General features: G+C 34.9%; 19 protein-coding genes and 1 riboswitch. Of the genes, 16 read left to right on the forward strand and 3 right to left on the reverse strand.

Annotated elements, in window-relative coordinates; genetic code table 11:
• Nucleotides 1-15 precede the first annotated feature (15 nt).
• Nucleotides 16-957 carry an alpha/beta hydrolase family protein gene (locus ACESSZ_RS11025; RefSeq protein WP_008690040.1) on the forward strand — a complete coding sequence of 314 codons (942 nt, stop codon included), beginning with the start codon at nt 16-18 and terminating at the stop codon, nt 955-957.
• Nucleotides 958-1002: 45 nt separating this feature from the next.
• Complete coding sequence (locus ACESSZ_RS11030; protein ID WP_008690039.1) at nt 1003-1179, forward strand: cysteine-rich KTR domain-containing protein; 177 nt, start codon at nt 1003-1005, stop codon at nt 1177-1179.
• A gap of 93 nt (nt 1180-1272) precedes the next feature.
• Here the strand turns inward: ACESSZ_RS11030 and ACESSZ_RS11035 are convergent, their stop codons facing one another.
• The gene (locus ACESSZ_RS11035; RefSeq protein ID WP_008690036.1) at nt 1273-1707 is read right to left on the reverse strand and encodes a hypothetical protein; all 435 of its coding nucleotides are present in this window, start codon (nt 1705-1707) and stop codon (nt 1273-1275) included.
• 51 nt (nt 1708-1758) lie between these two features.
• On the opposite strand from ACESSZ_RS11035, the gene ACESSZ_RS11040 reads away from it, so the two are divergent.
• The 14 genes from ACESSZ_RS11040 (at nt 1759) to ACESSZ_RS11105 (ending at nt 15357) form a co-directional block, all read left to right on the forward strand.
• Nucleotides 1759-2289 (forward strand): DNA alkylation repair protein, encoded by a 531-nt coding sequence (locus ACESSZ_RS11040; RefSeq protein ID WP_008690035.1) that lies wholly within the window; start codon nt 1759-1761, stop codon nt 2287-2289.
• A 1041-nt stretch (nt 2290-3330) separates the two neighbouring features.
• Nucleotides 3331-4089 (forward strand): class I SAM-dependent methyltransferase, encoded by a 759-nt coding sequence (locus tag ACESSZ_RS11045; RefSeq protein ID WP_008690029.1) that lies wholly within the window; start codon nt 3331-3333, stop codon nt 4087-4089.
• Nucleotides 4090-4256: 167 nt separating this feature from the next.
• A complete protein-coding gene (locus ACESSZ_RS11050) occupies nt 4257-4874 on the forward strand; it encodes an SAP domain-containing protein (RefSeq protein ID WP_008690028.1) in 618 nt (205 codons plus the stop codon).
• 133 nt (nt 4875-5007) lie between these two features.
• A complete protein-coding gene (locus tag ACESSZ_RS11055; protein ID WP_499842808.1) occupies nt 5008-5154 on the forward strand; it encodes a helix-turn-helix domain-containing protein in 147 nt (48 codons plus the stop codon).
• 109 nt (nt 5155-5263) lie between these two features.
• A riboswitch (FMN riboswitch) is annotated at nt 5264-5378 on the forward strand.
• Nucleotides 5379-5514: 136 nt separating this feature from the next.
• Complete coding sequence (gene ribD, locus ACESSZ_RS11060; RefSeq protein WP_008690020.1) at nt 5515-6615, forward strand: bifunctional diaminohydroxyphosphoribosylaminopyrimidine deaminase/5-amino-6-(5-phosphoribosylamino)uracil reductase RibD; 1101 nt, start codon at nt 5515-5517, stop codon at nt 6613-6615.
• A complete protein-coding gene (gene ribE / locus ACESSZ_RS11065; RefSeq protein ID WP_008394622.1) occupies nt 6600-7235 on the forward strand; it encodes a riboflavin synthase in 636 nt (211 codons plus the stop codon). The genes ribD and ribE overlap by 16 nt, the downstream gene beginning before the upstream one ends.
• 16 nt (nt 7236-7251) lie before the next feature.
• Nucleotides 7252-8460 carry a bifunctional 3,4-dihydroxy-2-butanone-4-phosphate synthase/GTP cyclohydrolase II gene (locus ACESSZ_RS11070; protein WP_434422225.1) on the forward strand — a complete coding sequence of 403 codons (1209 nt, stop codon included), beginning with the start codon at nt 7252-7254 and terminating at the stop codon, nt 8458-8460.
• Nucleotides 8461-8928 (forward strand): 6,7-dimethyl-8-ribityllumazine synthase, encoded by a 468-nt coding sequence (gene ribH / locus ACESSZ_RS11075; RefSeq protein ID WP_008394619.1) that lies wholly within the window; start codon nt 8461-8463, stop codon nt 8926-8928.
• A 408-nt stretch (nt 8929-9336) separates the two neighbouring features.
• On the forward strand, nt 9337-10551 hold the full coding sequence (locus ACESSZ_RS11080) for a replication initiation factor domain-containing protein (protein WP_008394618.1): 1215 nt from the start codon (nt 9337-9339) through the stop codon (nt 10549-10551).
• 784 nt (nt 10552-11335) lie between these two features.
• On the forward strand, nt 11336-11545 hold the full coding sequence (locus ACESSZ_RS11085) for a hypothetical protein (protein ID WP_008394616.1): 210 nt from the start codon (nt 11336-11338) through the stop codon (nt 11543-11545).
• A 111-nt stretch (nt 11546-11656) separates the two neighbouring features.
• Nucleotides 11657-13270, forward strand: a complete 1614-nt coding sequence (locus ACESSZ_RS11090; RefSeq protein WP_008394611.1) for a recombinase family protein — start codon at nt 11657-11659, stop codon at nt 13268-13270.
• A 43-nt stretch (nt 13271-13313) separates the two neighbouring features.
• Nucleotides 13314-13649, forward strand: a complete 336-nt coding sequence (locus ACESSZ_RS11095; protein ID WP_226897163.1) for an XRE family transcriptional regulator — start codon at nt 13314-13316, stop codon at nt 13647-13649.
• Between the two features lie 239 nt (nt 13650-13888).
• Nucleotides 13889-14152, forward strand: a complete 264-nt coding sequence (locus ACESSZ_RS11100; RefSeq protein WP_368668982.1) for an iron chaperone — start codon at nt 13889-13891, stop codon at nt 14150-14152.
• 683 nt (nt 14153-14835) lie between these two features.
• Entirely contained in the window at nt 14836-15357 is a 522-nt protein-coding gene (locus tag ACESSZ_RS11105; protein WP_119957642.1) for a helix-turn-helix domain-containing protein, read from the forward strand.
• 288 nt (nt 15358-15645) lie between these two features.
• Here ACESSZ_RS11105 and ACESSZ_RS11110 read toward each other — a convergent pair whose 3' ends face one another.
• Nucleotides 15646-16341, reverse strand: a complete 696-nt coding sequence (locus ACESSZ_RS11110) for an aspartate/glutamate racemase family protein (protein WP_008690015.1) — start codon at nt 16339-16341, stop codon at nt 15646-15648.
• A gap of 225 nt (nt 16342-16566) precedes the next feature.
• On the reverse strand, nt 16567-17805 hold the full coding sequence (locus ACESSZ_RS11115; RefSeq protein ID WP_008690013.1) for a carboxylate--amine ligase: 1239 nt from the start codon (nt 17803-17805) through the stop codon (nt 16567-16569).
• Between the last annotated feature and the right edge of the window lie 395 nt (nt 17806-18200).

Here is an 18200-nt window from a genome sequence, read left to right on the forward strand (position 1 = left end):
GGAGATAGGCGGGGTATGAAGAAATTGCTAAAAGTTTTACTTATCATTTTTTTGGTAATCGTGGTACTTGTCATTGGTTTAGTCATTTTTCTGACCATCGCATCAGGAAAACAAAACGCACCGAAAGAATATTGGAATGCAATAGCCTCAGAAGGAACTATTGAAAAGGAATATAACAAATTAGGTAGTTACGAATTTGAATCTAAGGTTTATGATGCTCCAAAAGTGGATTCTCATGATAATAATTTTGTGGTGTATATGCCGAAAGAGGAAGGTACATATCCGCTTGTTGTTATGGTAAATGGTTCAGGAACTCCATGGGATAAGTATAAAGCAGTTTTTGAACATTTTGCAAGTTGGGGCTATGTTGTTGTAGGATGCAATTACGAAATAAGTTGGGACGGAAAACACGCATCTGAAACACTTGACTTTGCACTAAATACAAAAGAAATTGCCGATAAAGTAGATACAAGTAAAGTTGCAGTTTGTGGGCATTCTCAAGGTGGCGAAGGAGCATTTAATGCAGCCTTAGAATACGATAACTCTGATATGTATAAAGCAATTATTTCATTAAGTCCAACAAATCAAGAATTAGCATTAGGACTTAAATGGGGATTTAATCTTGATACGGATGATATGTATGCTTACAGATTAGAAAATGTAACAATACCGACAATGATAATTGCAGGGACTGGAAAATTTGACAGTGAAACAGTAACGCCATTGTATAAAATGGAAGATATGTTTGAGCAACTGAATACAGACGTTGTAATGGCAAGGCTAAGTAATAATGTTGACCATGGGGCAGTTTTATATGAGGCAAATGGATATGTAATCGCATGGCTTGATTACTATCTAAAAGGAATTGAAACCAACGGAACGGCATTCTTTGGGAATGAAGCTGAAATCAAGAACAACACAAGGTATCAGGACTTCACTTCGCAGAAAGTTAAATAATGCTGTTTGCGTGGAGAATACTAGTTTTCATTGGAGAGAACGGTGATGAACACGAAAACAGAATGGATACTATGCCCTGTCTGCGGCAACAAAACCCGTGACAGACTGCGGGAAGATACCGTATTAATAAACTATCCCCTCTACTGCCCAAAATGCAAACAGGAAACGCACATCAATGCAAAGGGTTTGCAGATAACCGTCATTCAAAAGCAGGAACGCTGACAAGACTATGTATGCCGCCGTGTATGGGTAACACCATAGCGGCGGTTTTTCTTAACATAAGAATGTCTCGCAAAGCGTGGCATTCGTTGTTTTCTATCGGCTGTTTCTGTCAAAGGATTTCTTTCTGCGTTGCTGCTGTTTGCCCTGCTCCTGCAACTGCCTGAGCCTGTTTCTGACGCTCTCTTTTTCGGGCGATTTCTGCGGTCTGCGCTTTTCCTTGACCTGTCGCTCCCACTCGGCAAAACTGCGGTTGTACTGTTCTACAACGGCTTCCGCCTCTCGGTAGGTTGCCATAAACGCCTGCACATCGGGATAACCGTCCTCTTTCAGAATATCGGGCAGCTTGTCAAGCCTTTCGGAGATTTCGGCTTCGGTCTGCTGTATCTGCTCGGTAAGAGCTTTTCGTTCCTTGCCCTTGAAAATCCCTGTTGTCTCTGAAAGCTGTGTTCTCAGCTTGGGCAGAACATTGTCCTGCAAATTTCTAATCCCTCTTGCTTCGTCCTGTACCCGTATCATCAGGTTTTGCATAGTTTGGAACTCCGCCATATCAATATCAGGCGTGGGCTTTGGCGGCATACCGTGTTCACGGATAAGGTTTTGCAGGAAGTCTTTTGCTCGACTTACGATACTGCGGAAAAGATTGGGAAGCCAGCCGCTTTTGCGGATAGAACTGCTTACTTTGTCGTGTATCTCGCTCTGCTTGACCTCCAAAATCCTTATACAGTTTCTAATGATGATAATTGGAGAGTTCAAGAAATATTAGCAAAATCATTTGATGAGTTCTGTAAGAAAAAAGGATACGAAAATGCTATTCCAATAATTGATGAATGGTTGAAAAACAGCAACCCTAATACTCGACGGGCTGTTACAGAAGGTTTAAGAATTTGGACAAGCAGACCTTATTTCAAAGAAAACCCTATGGAAGCGATTGAACGATTAGCTGATTTGCGAGAGGACTCCAGCGCATATGTTAGAAAGTCGGTAGGTAACGCTTTAAGGGATATAAGCAAAAAATATCCAGAGCTGATTAAAACCGAACTGGATAGTTGGAAGTTGGAAAGCAAAGAAATCAATCAAGTATATAAATTGGCAAATAAGTTTGTTAAATAACAAATTCCAGTTTGATTGCTTTCAGGTATTCAATTATAAACACCATTTCAGCATTACTTTTCCTTTATTTGATAGTCATAGATGAAGATGTGTTTAACTGAATGATATAATGACTGGATAGGAGATAATATTCTTTGAATCGAAAACTCTTTGCTTTTTATAAAGCTAATTGAGTGTATTTACATATCACTCAAAATGATTCTTTATATCTCATGCCAGTTCATAGTTTGATGTTATAAAGTTGAAAGATTACATGGAATTTTTAGTTGTCAATATTACTTTAAGTTATTTTAATACATATAACTTATTTAAGTACTATGATATAAATAAGTTTATATTGAACTTGTTTAAGTATTGTGATATATGATAATGAACTACTATAAAGAGATTAGAATTTCTGATTCTAAACTTGGTGATGATAAAGTAAAATTAGCGAGAATATAATATAGGGGAAAAGGTAATTATATTGATGAGATTCTGTTAAATGGATCTAACATCAACGAGTTCTGAAATATTCATGCGAAGATTTATGAATAGTAAAGTGGTAAAAGCAATAGATAATGAAAGTATCTTGCAAATGAATTTACAACCAAAAGATATTAAACAAGTTGAAGAAGAATATAAAAAAGATCAGTAAAATATACAAAAAATGAAATGTATTGGATAGGGTATTTATATAGATATTTTTCATATACGTATGAATTATCATCGATTAGAGTCTATAAAATTGTAAAGCCGAAAGAGTTTAGAGGATTATTTTTACCATATCATATACTTACCCCTGAGCAAGCAATAGAACGTATATTGGAAGCAAAAGGTATGATGTTAAATTTAGAAGATGAGATAAACAGACAGTTTGAAATCTATAAAAGAATAAGAGATAATTCTTATAAGAAATATAGATATAGTCTAGTGTTCAAATAGGAACACTGTTTTGAAATCTTGTATTCTTGTTTATAAGTGTCATAATAGATTTAATTAAAAGAACTGATATGAATTTAGTGTTAAGTATATCGTTATAAATACACAGAGGATGTAAAAATGAAAAAGAAGATATGGAAAAATCCAAATAATCTTAATGAATTAGAAGTCGATGAAAATTGTTTAATAGACAATAGAACTGGGGAACGATTTGTTGAAGATGAAAACGGAATTATTCAATTTATTCAAAAAGAGGAAATAGAAGGTTCAAATAAAAAGAGCACGGATTTTTATAATAGTTTTGCGCCATTCTATGAGATAGGTCAAAAGATATGGTACAGTTTTTTTGGTGGTGAAGAAAAAGCACGGATGGATTACTTAAACTATCTTGATATTAAAGAAAATACAACGGTATTAGAAGTATCTATTGGGACAGCAGCTAATGTAAAATATCTAACAAGAAATGCAGATTATTACGGAATAGATATATCTATGGGGCAACTTCTTCAAAGTGTAAAAAATAAAAATAAATATAAGCTATCGATTACATTATGTTATGCAAATGCTGAGAGTTTGCCATTTAAAGATAATTCATTTGATGTTGTTTATCATATTGGTGGTATTAACTTATTTAATGATAAACAAAAAGCAATTTATGAAATGGTTAGGGTTGCAAAAAAAGGTGCTAAAATCATGATTTGTGATGAAACAGAGAAAGTTGCACAAAAATATGAAAAACTGCCTTATTTTGGAAAGCCATTCAAAAATAGAGAAAAAATAGTTCCACCTATTAAACTGTTACCAGAAAATGTTGAAAACATAAAATCAATTGAGATAAGAAAAGGAACGTTATATATTATTACTTGCAATAAAAAATGATTTTAAAACACTAAAACGGTTGTATTCAATAAAGTTGAGAGCTAATTTTTAGTTTATATGATTTTAGGCGTTCAAATAGGAACAGTTTTTAAAATCTTGTATTTAGGTTTATAAACTGTCATAATAGATTTTATAAAAATCAAATTTGGATTTGTGAAGGTGGAAGAATGGTAGAAAATAGACCTAATTTTATAAATATTAATTCATTTGAGGAGTTCAGTAAATACTATTGGTATCGTGAAGAACTCTCACAAATATGTAAATCAATAGGATTGGAGTATAGAGGTACAAAGCAAGAACTTATTTATAGTATTGAGCAGTATTTTAAAGGTAATCTGATAAAAAAATCTTCAAAACAAACTAAGTATGCTCAAGTAGATGTTGTAACTTTGGATACACCATTACTTGAATGTGGATTCTCTTTTAATGCTAAATTTAGAGAGTGTTTTTCGACTTTAACAGGCATTTCACCTTTTAAATTTACCGCAAATATGGCCGCAGCATGGAGAAAAGTGAAAAGTGAAAAAAATATAGCGTTTACAATACAAGATATGCTGAAAATTTATTATGGCGAATTGAACTATGCCCAATATGATAAATCAGTTTGTCAGTGGAATCAATTTTTAAAAGATTTTTGTGCAGATGAAAACAGTGTAAATTATTCTAATAAATTAAAAGTAGCATCTATTCTTTGGAAAGAAGTCAGAAATTCAACAGAAGAAAAGACTTATTCTAAAGAACTTTTAGATATCTATTTTGATAAAATAAAAGAGTACCAGAAATAGTTAAATTCTTATTTAACAAAAAGGATAAGTTATAAGTTGTTTAATCAACCAAAGGTTGATTATTGTATAGTCGACTCATTGTGTATAGAATTAATATCTTCTGTATGATATTTTGGATTAGGAGGTGACAAGAATGAATCAAATTCAAATTGGTAGGTTTATAGCTGATTGTCGGAAAGAATCAAATATGACACAGCGACAGATTGCTGAAAAATTAGGCATAACAAACAGAGCAGTTTCAAAGTGGGAAACCGGAGTTTCCCAAACAAAAGGATATTAAGAAATAACCTGTGTTTACCTGCTTGCAAATTATTGTATTTGGATAAACGAGAAAAAAACTTTTTATTGACAGATATAATATCAGATATTATAATTGTCCGTAATTGAATAACTATCTTCAGGGCAGGGTGTAATTCCCTACCGGTGGTATAGCCCACGAGCCGAAAGGCATGATTTGGTGAAATTCCAAAGCCGACAGTATAGTCTGGATGAAAGAAGATGAAAGTAAGTTTATGCTTTTTTTGCGTGCTCTGGAATGATTTTATATTGTTTCAGAGCATTTTCTTTAATCGCATAAATCCTCTTTTGCATGTCTTGGATAGATTTTATTCAAGGCATGTATTTTTTTGGAGGTGTAAAAATGAGCGATACAGAATACATGAAATTAGCAATAAAACTGGCAAAAAAAGGTGCTGGCTATGTCAATCCTAATCCTATGGTTGGGGCAGTAATTGTAAAAGATAATCGAATTATAGGACAGGGATACCATGAAATCTTTGGTGGATTGCATGCAGAGAGAAATGCATTAAAAAATTGTAGGGAGTCACCTGTAGGAGCAACACTTTATGTAACACTTGAACCATGCTGTCACTATGGTAAGACACCACCTTGCACAGAAGCAATTATTAAAAGTGGCATTACAAGAGTAGTCGTCGGAACTTTAGACTGTAATCCTATTGTGTCTGGAAAAGGTGTAAAGGTACTTGAGGAAAACAACATTCAAGTTGTGATAGGAATTTTAGAAATGGAGTGTCAACAGTTAATCAAAGTTTTTAGAAAATATGTTACAAGGCATATTCCTTATGTTTTTATGAAATATGCAATGACAATGGACGGGAAAATAGCAACTTATACAAATCAATCAAAATGGATAAGTGGCGAAAAAGCGAGAAAACAAGTACATCAATTCAGGCATAAGGTTACTGCGATCATGGTAGGAGTGAATACCGTTATTCAAGATGACCCTTTACTGACATGCCGATTAGAAAACGGGGAAAATCCTATTCGTATCGTATGTGATACAGATTTAAGAACACCCATTACATCAAAAATTATCAAAACAGCGAATGACATTAAAACATATATCGCTACTTCTTCTATTGATGAAAGTAAGATTGCTCTTTACAGAAAATGTGGTTGTGAAATTATTTATACGAAGAAAAAAGGTAATCATATTGACTTAATGAATTTAATGCAATGTTTAGGAAATATGCAGATAGACAGTCTACTTTTAGAGGGTGGAAGTGCAATGAATTGGAGTGCTCTTGAGCAACAGATTGTTGATGAGGTGCAAATTTATATAGCACCTAAAATATTTGGTGGGAGTGCAAAAAGCCCTGTAAGTGGTCAAGGTGTTGCTTTTCCTAATGACGCCATTATGCTTAAACCATATGCTTTTTCTCAAGTGGGAAATGATTATTTCATAGAAAGCGAAGTGATTTATCCATGTTTACAGGAATAATAGAAGAAATCGGTAAAGTAGAAAGAATACAGAAAGATACTTGTAACTGTAAACTATCCATTAAAGCTTCAAAAATATTAGAGGATATACATTTAGGCGACAGCATAGCAGTCAATGGTATCTGCCTTACAGTTACTTGTTTCACTCGACAATCTTTTACAGTTGATGTGATGAATGAAACATGGAACAGAACGGCTCTTAGCCTGTTAAGACATGGAAGCCTTGTGAATTTAGAAAGAGCTATGCCTATGAATGGCAGGTTGGGCGGTCACATTGTTACGGGGCATATTGATGGGACAGGCAGAATATCGTCTGTGCGTAGAGACAAAAATGCGGTGTGGTATCAAATCAATACGCAAAGAGAAATCTTAAATCTAATTGTTGAAAAAGGTTCGATTGCTATTGACGGTATTAGTCTTACTGTCGCAAAAGTATCGAAAGCAGATTTTTCGGTATCCGTTATCCCTCATACTTTGGAGCAAACAATTCTCAAGAATAAACAAGTCGGGGATATGGTAAACCTTGAAAATGATATATTAGGGAAATATGTGCAGAAACTCATAGACAACAGCAATGAAACAGAGTTGTCGAAAGAGTTGTTATGCCGATACGGATTTTAGCAGAAAGGATAAAGGAATTATGAAATATCAAAAAATAAAAGAGGCATTGCAGGCGTTACAAGAGGGAAAACTTGTTTTGGTTATGGACGATAAAGAGAGAGAAAATGAGGGGGATTTAATTTGTTCGGCACAATTTGCGACAACAGAAAATGTTAATTTTATGGCGACTTATGCAAAAGGCTTAATCTGTATGCCTATGAGTGAAAGTCTGGCTAACAGGCTCATGCTTTCCCCTATGGTTGAAGATAATACAGATAACCATGAAACTGCCTTTACAGTTTCTATTGATTATAAGGATACTACAACAGGTATTTCTGCCGAAGAAAGAGGATTAACGGCTCGTATGTGTGTGACTGAGAATGTAAATCCCTTTGACTTTCGTAGACCGGGGCACATGTTTCCTCTGATTGCAAAGAACGGAGGTGCTTTGGAAAGAAATGGACATACAGAAGCAACGGTTGACCTATTGAGGTTGGCTGGCTTAAAAGAATGTGGCTTATGTTGCGAAATTATGAATGAAAACGGGAAAATGATGAGAACACCTGATTTAATTCAGTTTTCTCAAACACACCATATACCTACCCTCACAATTAAAGAATTACAGGAATACAGAAAAGTATATGATTTGCTTGTAGAATGTGTTTCGGTTGTAGAAATGCCTACAAAATATGGGAATTTCAAAGCACATTGTTATATCAATAAATTGAATGGAGAACATCATGTTGCATTGGTTATGGGAGATTTGAATAATGGAAACGATGTGCTATGTCGTGTCCACTCAGAGTGCTTAACAGGAGATGCCTTTGGCTCTTTACGCTGTGATTGTGGACAGCAGTTAGATAAAGCAATGAAAATGATTGCAGAAAATGGTTCTGGTGTATTGCTTTATATGCGACAAGAGGGACGAGGTATCGGGCTTGTCAATAAACTAAAAGCCTATCATTTACAGGATAACGGTATGGATACACTTGACGCCAACCTTGCATTAGGATTTCAAGGCGATTTAAGAGAATATTATATCGGTGCACAGATTTTAAGAGATTTGGGAATAAAATCATTGCATTTACTTACAAATAATCCTGATAAAGTTTATCAGTTAGAAGATTATGGAATGAAAATTTCAAGCAGAGTACCGATTGAAATAGAAGCAAATCCTTATGATAGTTTTTATCTAAAGACAAAGAAAGACCGAATGGGACACATTTTGAATATGGAGGAAAAATAAATGAACACTTTTGAAGGAAATTTAGTAGCAGAAAATATAAAAATCGGTATTGTTGTAGCAAGATTTAATGAGTTTATAACTTCTAAGCTATTAGCAGGTGCATTAGATAATTTGAAAAGAGAAAATGTTGGTGAAAAGGACATAGAGGTAGCTTGGGTTCCGGGAGCATTTGAAATACCTTTGATAGCGTCTAAAATGGCAAAAAGTAAAAAATATGATGCGATTATTTGTTTGGGAGCAGTTATTCGAGGTAGTACAAGCCATTATGATTATGTGTGTAGTGAGGTATCAAAAGGAATTGCTCAAATCAGTTTAAATACCGAAACACCAGTTATGTTTGGTGTTCTTACGACAGATACGATTGAACAGGCGATAGAACGAGCTGGTAGCAAAGCAGGAAATAAAGGCTCTGAATGTGCACAGGGAGCTATTGAAATGGTAAATCTAATTCGTGCATTAGAGGTATAATATGATTGGGGATTAAAAGGTAAAGCGAAAAAGCATAATAGGCGGAGTGATCCAGACACGGCGGTGGGAAAATCTCTTAGATTTTTCCACCGTTTTTAGTGGCTGGTTCACTCCGGCAGTTGAGCGAGCTTGCGAGCGAACAGTAAGCCCCCGTTATCTAACAAGGGGGGCACAAAAAACAAGAAACAATATACACTACTAAGCGGAAAACGCTGTATTTACAAGGTAAAATCGCTTTTAATAGGGTGTTAACTAAAAAGCACTCATTTAATACATAAAAATTGAATAAGACATAGGAAAGACAGTTGATTTCAAACGAGAAATTGATTGTCTTTTCTTTTGCGGAAATTTAAGTATAGGCAATTATCAAATATGGTAGTTGCCTTTTTTGATTGGAGGAATTGAAGAATGAATGATAAAAACTTTATAGAAGAATTAAGACAAAAGCGTGAAGAATATGGAGTAACACAAAGAAAACTTGCTGTTGCCTGTGGTATCAGTCGTACATATTTTAACCAGATAGAGAATGGGACTGTTGTTCCCTCTGCTGAACTAAAACAAACGATAGAAAAACAGATTGAGCGTTTCAATCCGCAAGAACCACTATTTCTGTTGATTGATTACTTCCGTGTCCGCTTTCCTACGACAGACGCATTAAAGATTATTCGTGAAGTATTACAACTAAAAGCCGATTATATGCTTTATGAAGATTTTGGAAAATACGGATATGAAAGCAAATATGTTTTAGGCGACATCAACATCATGTGTTCCATGCAAGAGCATTTAGGTGTTTTATTAGAACTAAAAGGCAGAGGGTGTCGGCAAATGGAAAGTTATCTATTGGCACAGGAACGCTCATGGTATGACTTTATGCTGGATTGTTTAACGGCAGGTGGTAAGATGAAACGACTTGACTTGGCAATCAATGATAAAGCAGGAATATTAGATATTCCAAAGTTAAAGGAAAAATACAAGGCTGGCGAATGTATCTCCTACTTTCGTATGCAGAAAGATTACAGCGGTACGGAAAAATGTGGTAGCGATTTACCAAAGAATACAGGAGAAACCTTATATCTCGGTTCAACCAGTAGTGAGTTATATATGTGTGCCTATCAGAAAAATTACGAGCAGTATGTCAAAAATGGCATAGAAGTTGAAGATACAGAAATCAAGAACCGTTTTGAAATACGCATGAAGAATGAACGAGCCTATTATGCGGTTGTAGATTTACTGACCTATCGGGACGCTGAACGCACCGCTTTTTCTATCATCAATCATTATGTCCGCTTTGTTGATAGAGAAGATGATAAACCGAAAAGTCAATGGAAAACAAATGATGATTGGGCATGGTTTATAGGGGAAAATAGAGAGCCGATACGATTAACGACTAAACCAGAACCTTATACTTTACAAAAGGCATTACATTGGTTACAAAGACAGGTTGCACCAACCATAAAAATGGTACAAGCATTAGACAGAGAAAATCATACAACGATACTGAAAGATATGATTGAGCAGGCAGAACTCAAAGATAAGCATAAACACTTATTACAATTAGAAAAATCAACCATAGAAGAACGCATAGATACCGCTGTCCCACAAGAGAATGACGGTATTTTTTAATTTCTTCAAAATATCTGCAACAAAACATCAACTTGTGTACAGATATGGTACGAGAAAAGGAAATCTAACTTTTTTTGAAAATAGGTCATCAAATCAAGGTTTCCATTCCCTATATGGAGTGAAAGAAGAAAAGTTTTGAAAAAATGTCGGAAATTCAAGATGAGTGGACAGTGTTATGTGAAAGAAGACAAAGTATCTTCAATTTGTATTCAAACAGGTATTAGCAGTTGAGTGTTGATGTGAAAAGAAGAAAATATTTTCATTCTCAACTTAACATTTGGTAGTTGTCGTTCCCTATATGGAGCAAACAAAATCTTTCATTTCATAGTTGGCAGTAACGGTATTGCATAGGTAGTTAGGGTGTGAAAAGAAATCTTTTCATCATCAACTTAGCAGAATGACAATTTCTTTCCCTATATGGTACAAGAAAAGAAAAAAGTTTTGAATATTGGTTACGCTTTTACTCTTTTCCAACGCGATATATAGGAAAGATGATTTTCTTCTTTCAATCGCTCTTTGACAACTGAATAAAGCAATTCAATACCTTTGACAGACAGCGAGCCGTTGAAACAGATACGCCATGACCTTTCTCCTGCAAAAGTGAGCGACAACCTATCTGTGTTCTTGTAAAAGATTTGTCCTCTTTTATCGCCATGACCTGTGCTGTCAGATAATGATACTCCCGTACAGCCACAGCTTGAGCGTTAAAAGCGTCGCACGCAATGGGTACGGCTACATAAGAACTATGCAGAGGTGGAAGTCCTGTGGGCTATGACAAAAGCCGTTGAATTGCTTAGAAAGATTTTACAGAAAGGGGGTATGTGTTATTGATAATGCTGTAAAAACAATTCAAAAGAAAAATAACAAGTGTGGCATTGGCAACAGAGGAAAGACAAAGATTGTTGTAAAAGAGCATTTCTCCGAAAAGGGAAAGACAATGGAAGAACTTCTAACTGATGTCATGTTGGAAAAAGCAAAGCAGACAATCGCATAAAATCGGTGCAGTTGTAAGAAATAGATTGAATGACAAAAAGTACCCGTGTTATACTTTACTTGCAAGCAGGTATTGTAAACACGGGTTAGTTATAAAGGAGGATAACTGACAATGAAACAACAGATTTACAATACTGCACTTTATCTTAGGTTAAGCCGAGATGATGAATTACAGGGCGAAAGTTCCAGCATTACCACACAAAGAAGTATGTTGCGTCTATATGCAAAAGAACATCATTTGAATGTGATTGATGAATATATTGATGACGGCTGGTCGGGAACAAATTTTGACAGACCGAGTTTTCAAAGAATGATTGAGGATATAGAGGCAGGAAAAATCAACTGTGTTGTAACAAAAGACTTATCACGACTTGGTAGAAATTATATTATGACAGGACAATATACAGAATTGTATTTTCCCAGCCATAATGTCCGTTACATAGCGATTGACGACGGTGTGGACAGCGAAAAAGGCGAAAGTGAGATTGCACCATTTAAGAACATCATCAATGAATGGGTGGCAAGAGATACGAGCCGTAAAGTGAAATCAGCCTTTAAGACGAAATTTGCAGAGGGTGCGTATTATGGGGCTTATGCTCCGTTAGGATATAAGAAACACCCCGACATCAAAGGGAAACTGTTGGTTGATGAGGAAACAAAATGGATTGTTGAAAAAATCTTCTCTCTAGCCTATCAAGGTTACGGTAGTGCCAAAATCACAAAAATACTGCGAGAAGAAAAAGTCCCGACAGCGTCTTGGTTGAATTTTACAAGGTACGGTACTTTTGCTCATATCTTTGAGGGAAAGCCCGAAAGCAAGCGTTATGAGTGGACGATTGCTCATGTAAAGGCGATATTGAAAAGTGAAGTCTATATCGGAAACAGCGTTCATAATCGACAATCAACCGTTTCTTTCAAAAGCAAGAAGAAAGTACGAAAGCCCGAAAGCGAATGGTTTCGAGTAGAAAACACGCACGAACCGATTATTGACAAGGAAGTGTTCTATCGTGTGCAGGAGCAGATAAAATCAAGGCGTAGACAGACAAAGGAAAAGGCAACGCCGATATTTGCAGGGCTTGTCAAGTGTGCGGATTGTGGCTGGTCTATGAGGTTTGCGACAAATAAGGCAAATAAAACACCGTATAGTTATTATTCTTGTAGTTTCTACGGACAGTTTGGCAAAGGTTATTGTTCTATGCACTATATCCGCTATGATGTGCTGTATCAAGCTGTATTGGAACGATTGCAGTATTGGGCTAAGGCAGTACAGCAGGACGAAGAAAAGGTATTGAACAAAATACAGAAAGTCGGCAATGCAGAGCGAATACGGGAAAAGAAGAAAAAGGCAAGTGCCTTGAAGAAAGCCGAGAACCGACAAAATGAGATTGACCGTTTATTTGCAAAAATGTATGAAGATAGAGCCTGTGAGAAGATAACGGAACGAAACTTCATCATGCTGTCGGGGAAATATCAAAAAGAGCAGATAGAACTTGAACAGCAGATAACCAACCTAAGAGAAGAATTAAGTAAAATGGAACAGGATATGATAGGTGCTGAAAAGTGGATTGAGTTAATCAAGGAGTATTCCGTACCAAAGGAACTGACAGCACCGTTATTAAATGCAATGATAGAAAAAATCCTTATTCACGAAGCAACAACGAATGAGGAGAACGAAAGAATACAGGAAATAGAGATATACTACCGATTTATTGGAAAAGTAGACTGATAAAGAGGGTTCATATCTTTAACTAAGGGAAACTGGTAAAAGTATGCCAGATGCATCACTTATGCTTGAATTATGTGAAGCATTACATATTAGTGTAAATGAATTACTCTGTGGAAAAAGGTTAAATGAGCTTGAGGAAAGAAAAGAATCTGAACAAAATACACTAGCTATGTTTATGGCCAAACATGAATTAGAAAACCTACGTGTTTTAACAGAATTACTTATATTTATAGGAATCATTATTACAATGACATTGACATCTGCTGTGGCTAAGACTACAATACAAAAAATGATAACACTAGCAGTAGGGTGCTTTGTTTGGGGATATGGAATTTATATGAGAATAAGGCTTGGAAAAGCAATAAATAGAATTAACTAGCATTACAATCTATGTGATTTTGGTTGTTTTAAATTTGTATGCAAGTTTATAAGATGTCATAATAGATTTAATGAAAGAATAAATAGAATTTACGGAGGAAACAATATATGTGGATGTGCCCAAGATGCGGCAGAGAATTTAAAAGAACGAATCAAGGTCATTACTGTGGAGAAGCTCCTAAAACAGTATTAGAATATATAGATACGCAACCTATAGAAACACACTCCCACTTAAAGGAGATGATGAATGCAATACAAAACAGTGTCCCTTGTGTAAATGAACGTATATTATGGAGTATGCCATATTATGAAAAAGAAGGAAAATCCATCTCATTTTCTGCTTGTAAAAAGCATATCAGTTTTTATGTAGGAGTTGAAACTATTGAAAATTTTGCATTAGAGTTAAAAGGACTTGTCACTAAGAAAAATGCTATTTATTTTCCTTATGATAAAGCATTACCTACAGAATTGATTGAAAATATTGTAAAATGGTGTTTAGGCTGATTTGATAACTTTTGGTTTGCTAATTTAATATAGAATGTACAAGAAGCGGTTTGCTATATGATCAACCGTTTTTGAAATAATAAGGCATTTACGAGATATCTTAAATATTTTTAATGAAGGTCCATATATTACCGATTATGTCAAAGCAAAGGATTTCATATAGCGACCTTGGTTTTTAAGAGTATAGTACAATTTTATTATCTTTATAGCAACCGTATCCAAAAGCTAGCTATTGGAATTATAATTTAAATGACCCAATTGAAATATCAAAACTTTTTGATAACTTCTATAAGGGTGACAAATCTCGCCATAAAGATTCCACAGGGTTGGGATTGTCTATTGTAAAAGAAATTTGTCTTATCTTGCATTGGGAGATAGAGGCCAGACAAGAAGACGATGATGTAATCATCCAGATTAACACAAATAACAATTCAATTTATTTAGAGGAAAAAGATGTTTAGAAAAGCTTAGCGATATCACATGAAAAAACGTGTTGTTAAAAACATTAAGATTGCAGTTGTTAAATTCGCAGGATGTTGCTGAGATGATCATCATTGCACTTGCATTTTCGTATAAAAGGAATTCTTGAGGCTTACTTGGCTTTAATATGTTAAAATGCATTGCTTGTAGCAATAGGGTGGATTTCTTATAGTGGTATTAGGACATGAGAAAGGAGCCTAGAAATGTTAAATGAAAATATTAAGGCAATTAGAAAAGCGAAGGGGCTTTCACAAGAAGAGCTTGCAATCAAATTGAATGTTGTGCGTCAAACGATATCAAAGTGGGAAAATGGATTATCCGTTCCAGATTCGGATATGCTAATTTCAATTTCGGAAATTTTTGAAACACCAGTTAGTGCATTACTCGGTGAATCGATTATTGAACAAGAGGCTGATGATGTAAAAGTAATAGCAGAAAAACTTGAAGTTATTAATTTACAACTGGCAAAAAGGAAGGAAACAAGGCGGAAGATTTTGCATTGGGCCTTTATCACATTGTGCTTATTATTGGTAGTGACTTTTGTGTTTTTCCTCACATTAAATAGTGCCTATCTAAATTGGGATTACGGTAATCCAGAAACGGCGGTTCAGGGAGTTGGGGTTCATATCTTTGAGTGGATGTTTATCAGGATCGCACCAGTGGCAGCTGTGATTGCTATTATCGGTGCTATTTTGACACGAAATAGAAAATTACATGGACTATAGAAGAAAAGAATAAGTGGAAATAACAGGTGTTCTTATTTGAACACCTGTTATTTAAAACTAGTTCAATGAATTCTCATGATTAGCAATATATTGCATTTGTTAGCAAATAAATGGCGGTATGATGCAGTGATTAAAGTTGTTTTGTAAATAAAGTTGCTTCTTGCTTTACAATTAAAAAAAGAATACAGATACTATATAAACTTAAATATATTAAGATATCATAGAAAAAGGTTTTCACGAATCGATCTTATTGATCATAGCGAAAACCTTTGACTATTTGTATAAAAATCATCTTTTTTGCTTGTGAAACATTTCAAGTGTATAGTCGATGGCGATTTCTAAGGGATCTACAAAGCGTTCATCTAATTGCTCACGCTCTTTTAAAATCGATAATTCTGTACAAGCTAAGATCATACGCTCAACCTGCTGTTCTTCCATCTCTTTGATGATGCTGATTAATTTATCCTTATGAATAGGTTTACCGGCTTTAATATCATCATAAATTAAAGACATAACATGTTGTTGATTTTCCTGATTTGGGATGACCCATTCTAACTGTTGTGACTCACAGCTTTTCTGATACAATTGGCTTTTTATTGTACCATCAGTCGCTAATATTCCAACTCTTTTTATGCCTTCTTTTTTTAATCGTTCTGTCGTATGGTCAATCAAATGGTAAATAGGTGCATGACTTACCTTTTGAAATTCATCATAGAAAAAATGCGAAGTGTTACATGGAATCAAAATGAGTTTTACCCCAATCTGATTGAGTAAATGCAGATCTTCCATAAAATAAGGAAGAGGATTATCATTTGTATGATCTAAGATATAGCTCGTGCGATCAGCAATCTCGGCATGATTCAATATCACCATATTTAAATGGTCCTGATCGGTAGGTGCCTTGGTTGCACGTAATATTTTTTCATATAGGTATGCACTCGCTTCTGAGCCGACACCACCGATAATACCTAGTTGATAATTCATGGAGCACCTCCTATCCTGCCCTTAATAGTATCATACATCAAAAAGGGAAACAATATGACAAAATAAGAAAACGTTTAAGAAATTAGAGAGCTTATTTAAAAGTTTTGACTACTAAGGTACGATCCACCTGAATGTGAAAAAGAAAAAAGGGGGAGGTCATTCTTGTGCTCTAATGAATAGGTTACTAGGATGATAATAAAAAAACAGCAAGAATGCTGTTTATGATTAAATCCCACGTTTATTGAAATAGAGCTTATACTTTTTATAAGCCATATGATAAAATCGGCGGATCATGACGGCGCGGAATAAGGAGCGATCTTCTTTATATAAAAGTGTTGTGTCATATTTCTTTTCTTGAATTAATTGCTTTACCTGTGCATAAGAATCCTTAGAAACATACTTCAACAACAATTTCGGTGGTATATGGAGCCATAGATATGGATTATCGTGATAATGTGTTTCCATTTGCTTATGTTCAATCAAATCATCAACAAGATATTTTACTAGATTACATCCAGACGCAGTTGTGAAATAGCTGCTGCGACCTTGTCGGATATTGATTTCGAATACTTTGAATTTACCATCACGGACATCATATTTCATATCAAAATTAGAAAATCCAGTGTAGTGCATATCTTCAAGGAATTTCTGATAGCGTGCATATACCTGTTTATTTGCTTGTTGGACGATTGCATTGTAATTGCCAATACCATGTGGTGTATAATCTTCACTGACACAATGTCCAAGGCACATCATTTTTACTTTACCATCGCGATCAGAGTAGCTGTTTAAGACATACATTGTACTGTCATCACCTGGAATGAAGTCCTGAATGATCATGCTGCCGGTATAGCCGGCATTGTATACCGCATCTAGGATTTGTCTTAATTCATCCATATTTTCAGCACGGTAGCCTTTTTTCTTTCCTTCAAATTCCAGATCTACATATTCGATAGAATTGCTGGCTTTCGCCGCTACAGGAAAGTCGAATGGTAGAGTGAAGTTATCTTTATTTGCTTTCGTTATAATAAAAGTTTTTGGATAGTCGAGTCCGTATTCTTCACAAATCTGATAGAAATCTTCTTTATTTTCTAATTTTTCTTTCATTTCATTGGAAATGTAATTTGTCACAAAATAGTTATCCAGAACATCGCGGTGATTAACAATCAGTTCGGTATAACGGTCTCCGCAAGCGATGAGCAGTAAGTGCTCATAATATTGATGATAGGTCTTACCTACTTCTTCAATATATTTAACAAAGTTATCATCATGATCAAATTCATGAAAGGTCATTACTTTTACAATGTTACTTTTTTTTGTTTCTAATAAAGGAGCTTTCCCTAAAGAGAGAGATGTAATTCCATATTCTTTATGGAAGGATTTTGCTATTCCATAGGCATTGGCGTCGGTACCTAAGATGACTGGTAGAAACTTGCGGTTGGTGTTTTTTACTAGAATATCCATATTGTAGTTTTACCTCTTTTCTATATTCAATGTAGTTTATCGTCCATGTGATCATATTCGTTGTTATTTTCATACATCTATATATTCACATTGCGTTAATCATTATAGCATAGTTTTGGTTAGAGGTTTTAATAAAATCTTAAAGTATGATGAATTCAGGGCATGAGTATGTAATGTTTTTAAAAGATAGGATTAGGAGGGGGAAAAGATGCTATGTGAATTGTTTAGGATAGGGAGTTATCAATAGTGAGAAAACTTCTTTTTTTAATGAATAACTGTGTAAACGTTTACATAAAAGGTGAGTAAAAAAAGCCTTTTAAAAAGTGAAAAAAATAAAAAATAAGCGTTGACATGAAAGATAAATTGATGTATTATAAACAGGCACTCAACGAGAG

The organism is Eubacterium sp. 3_1_31 (assembly GCF_964249515.1).
Classification (GTDB): Bacteria; Bacillota_I; Bacilli_A; order Erysipelotrichales; family Erysipelotrichaceae; genus Longicatena; species Longicatena caecimuris.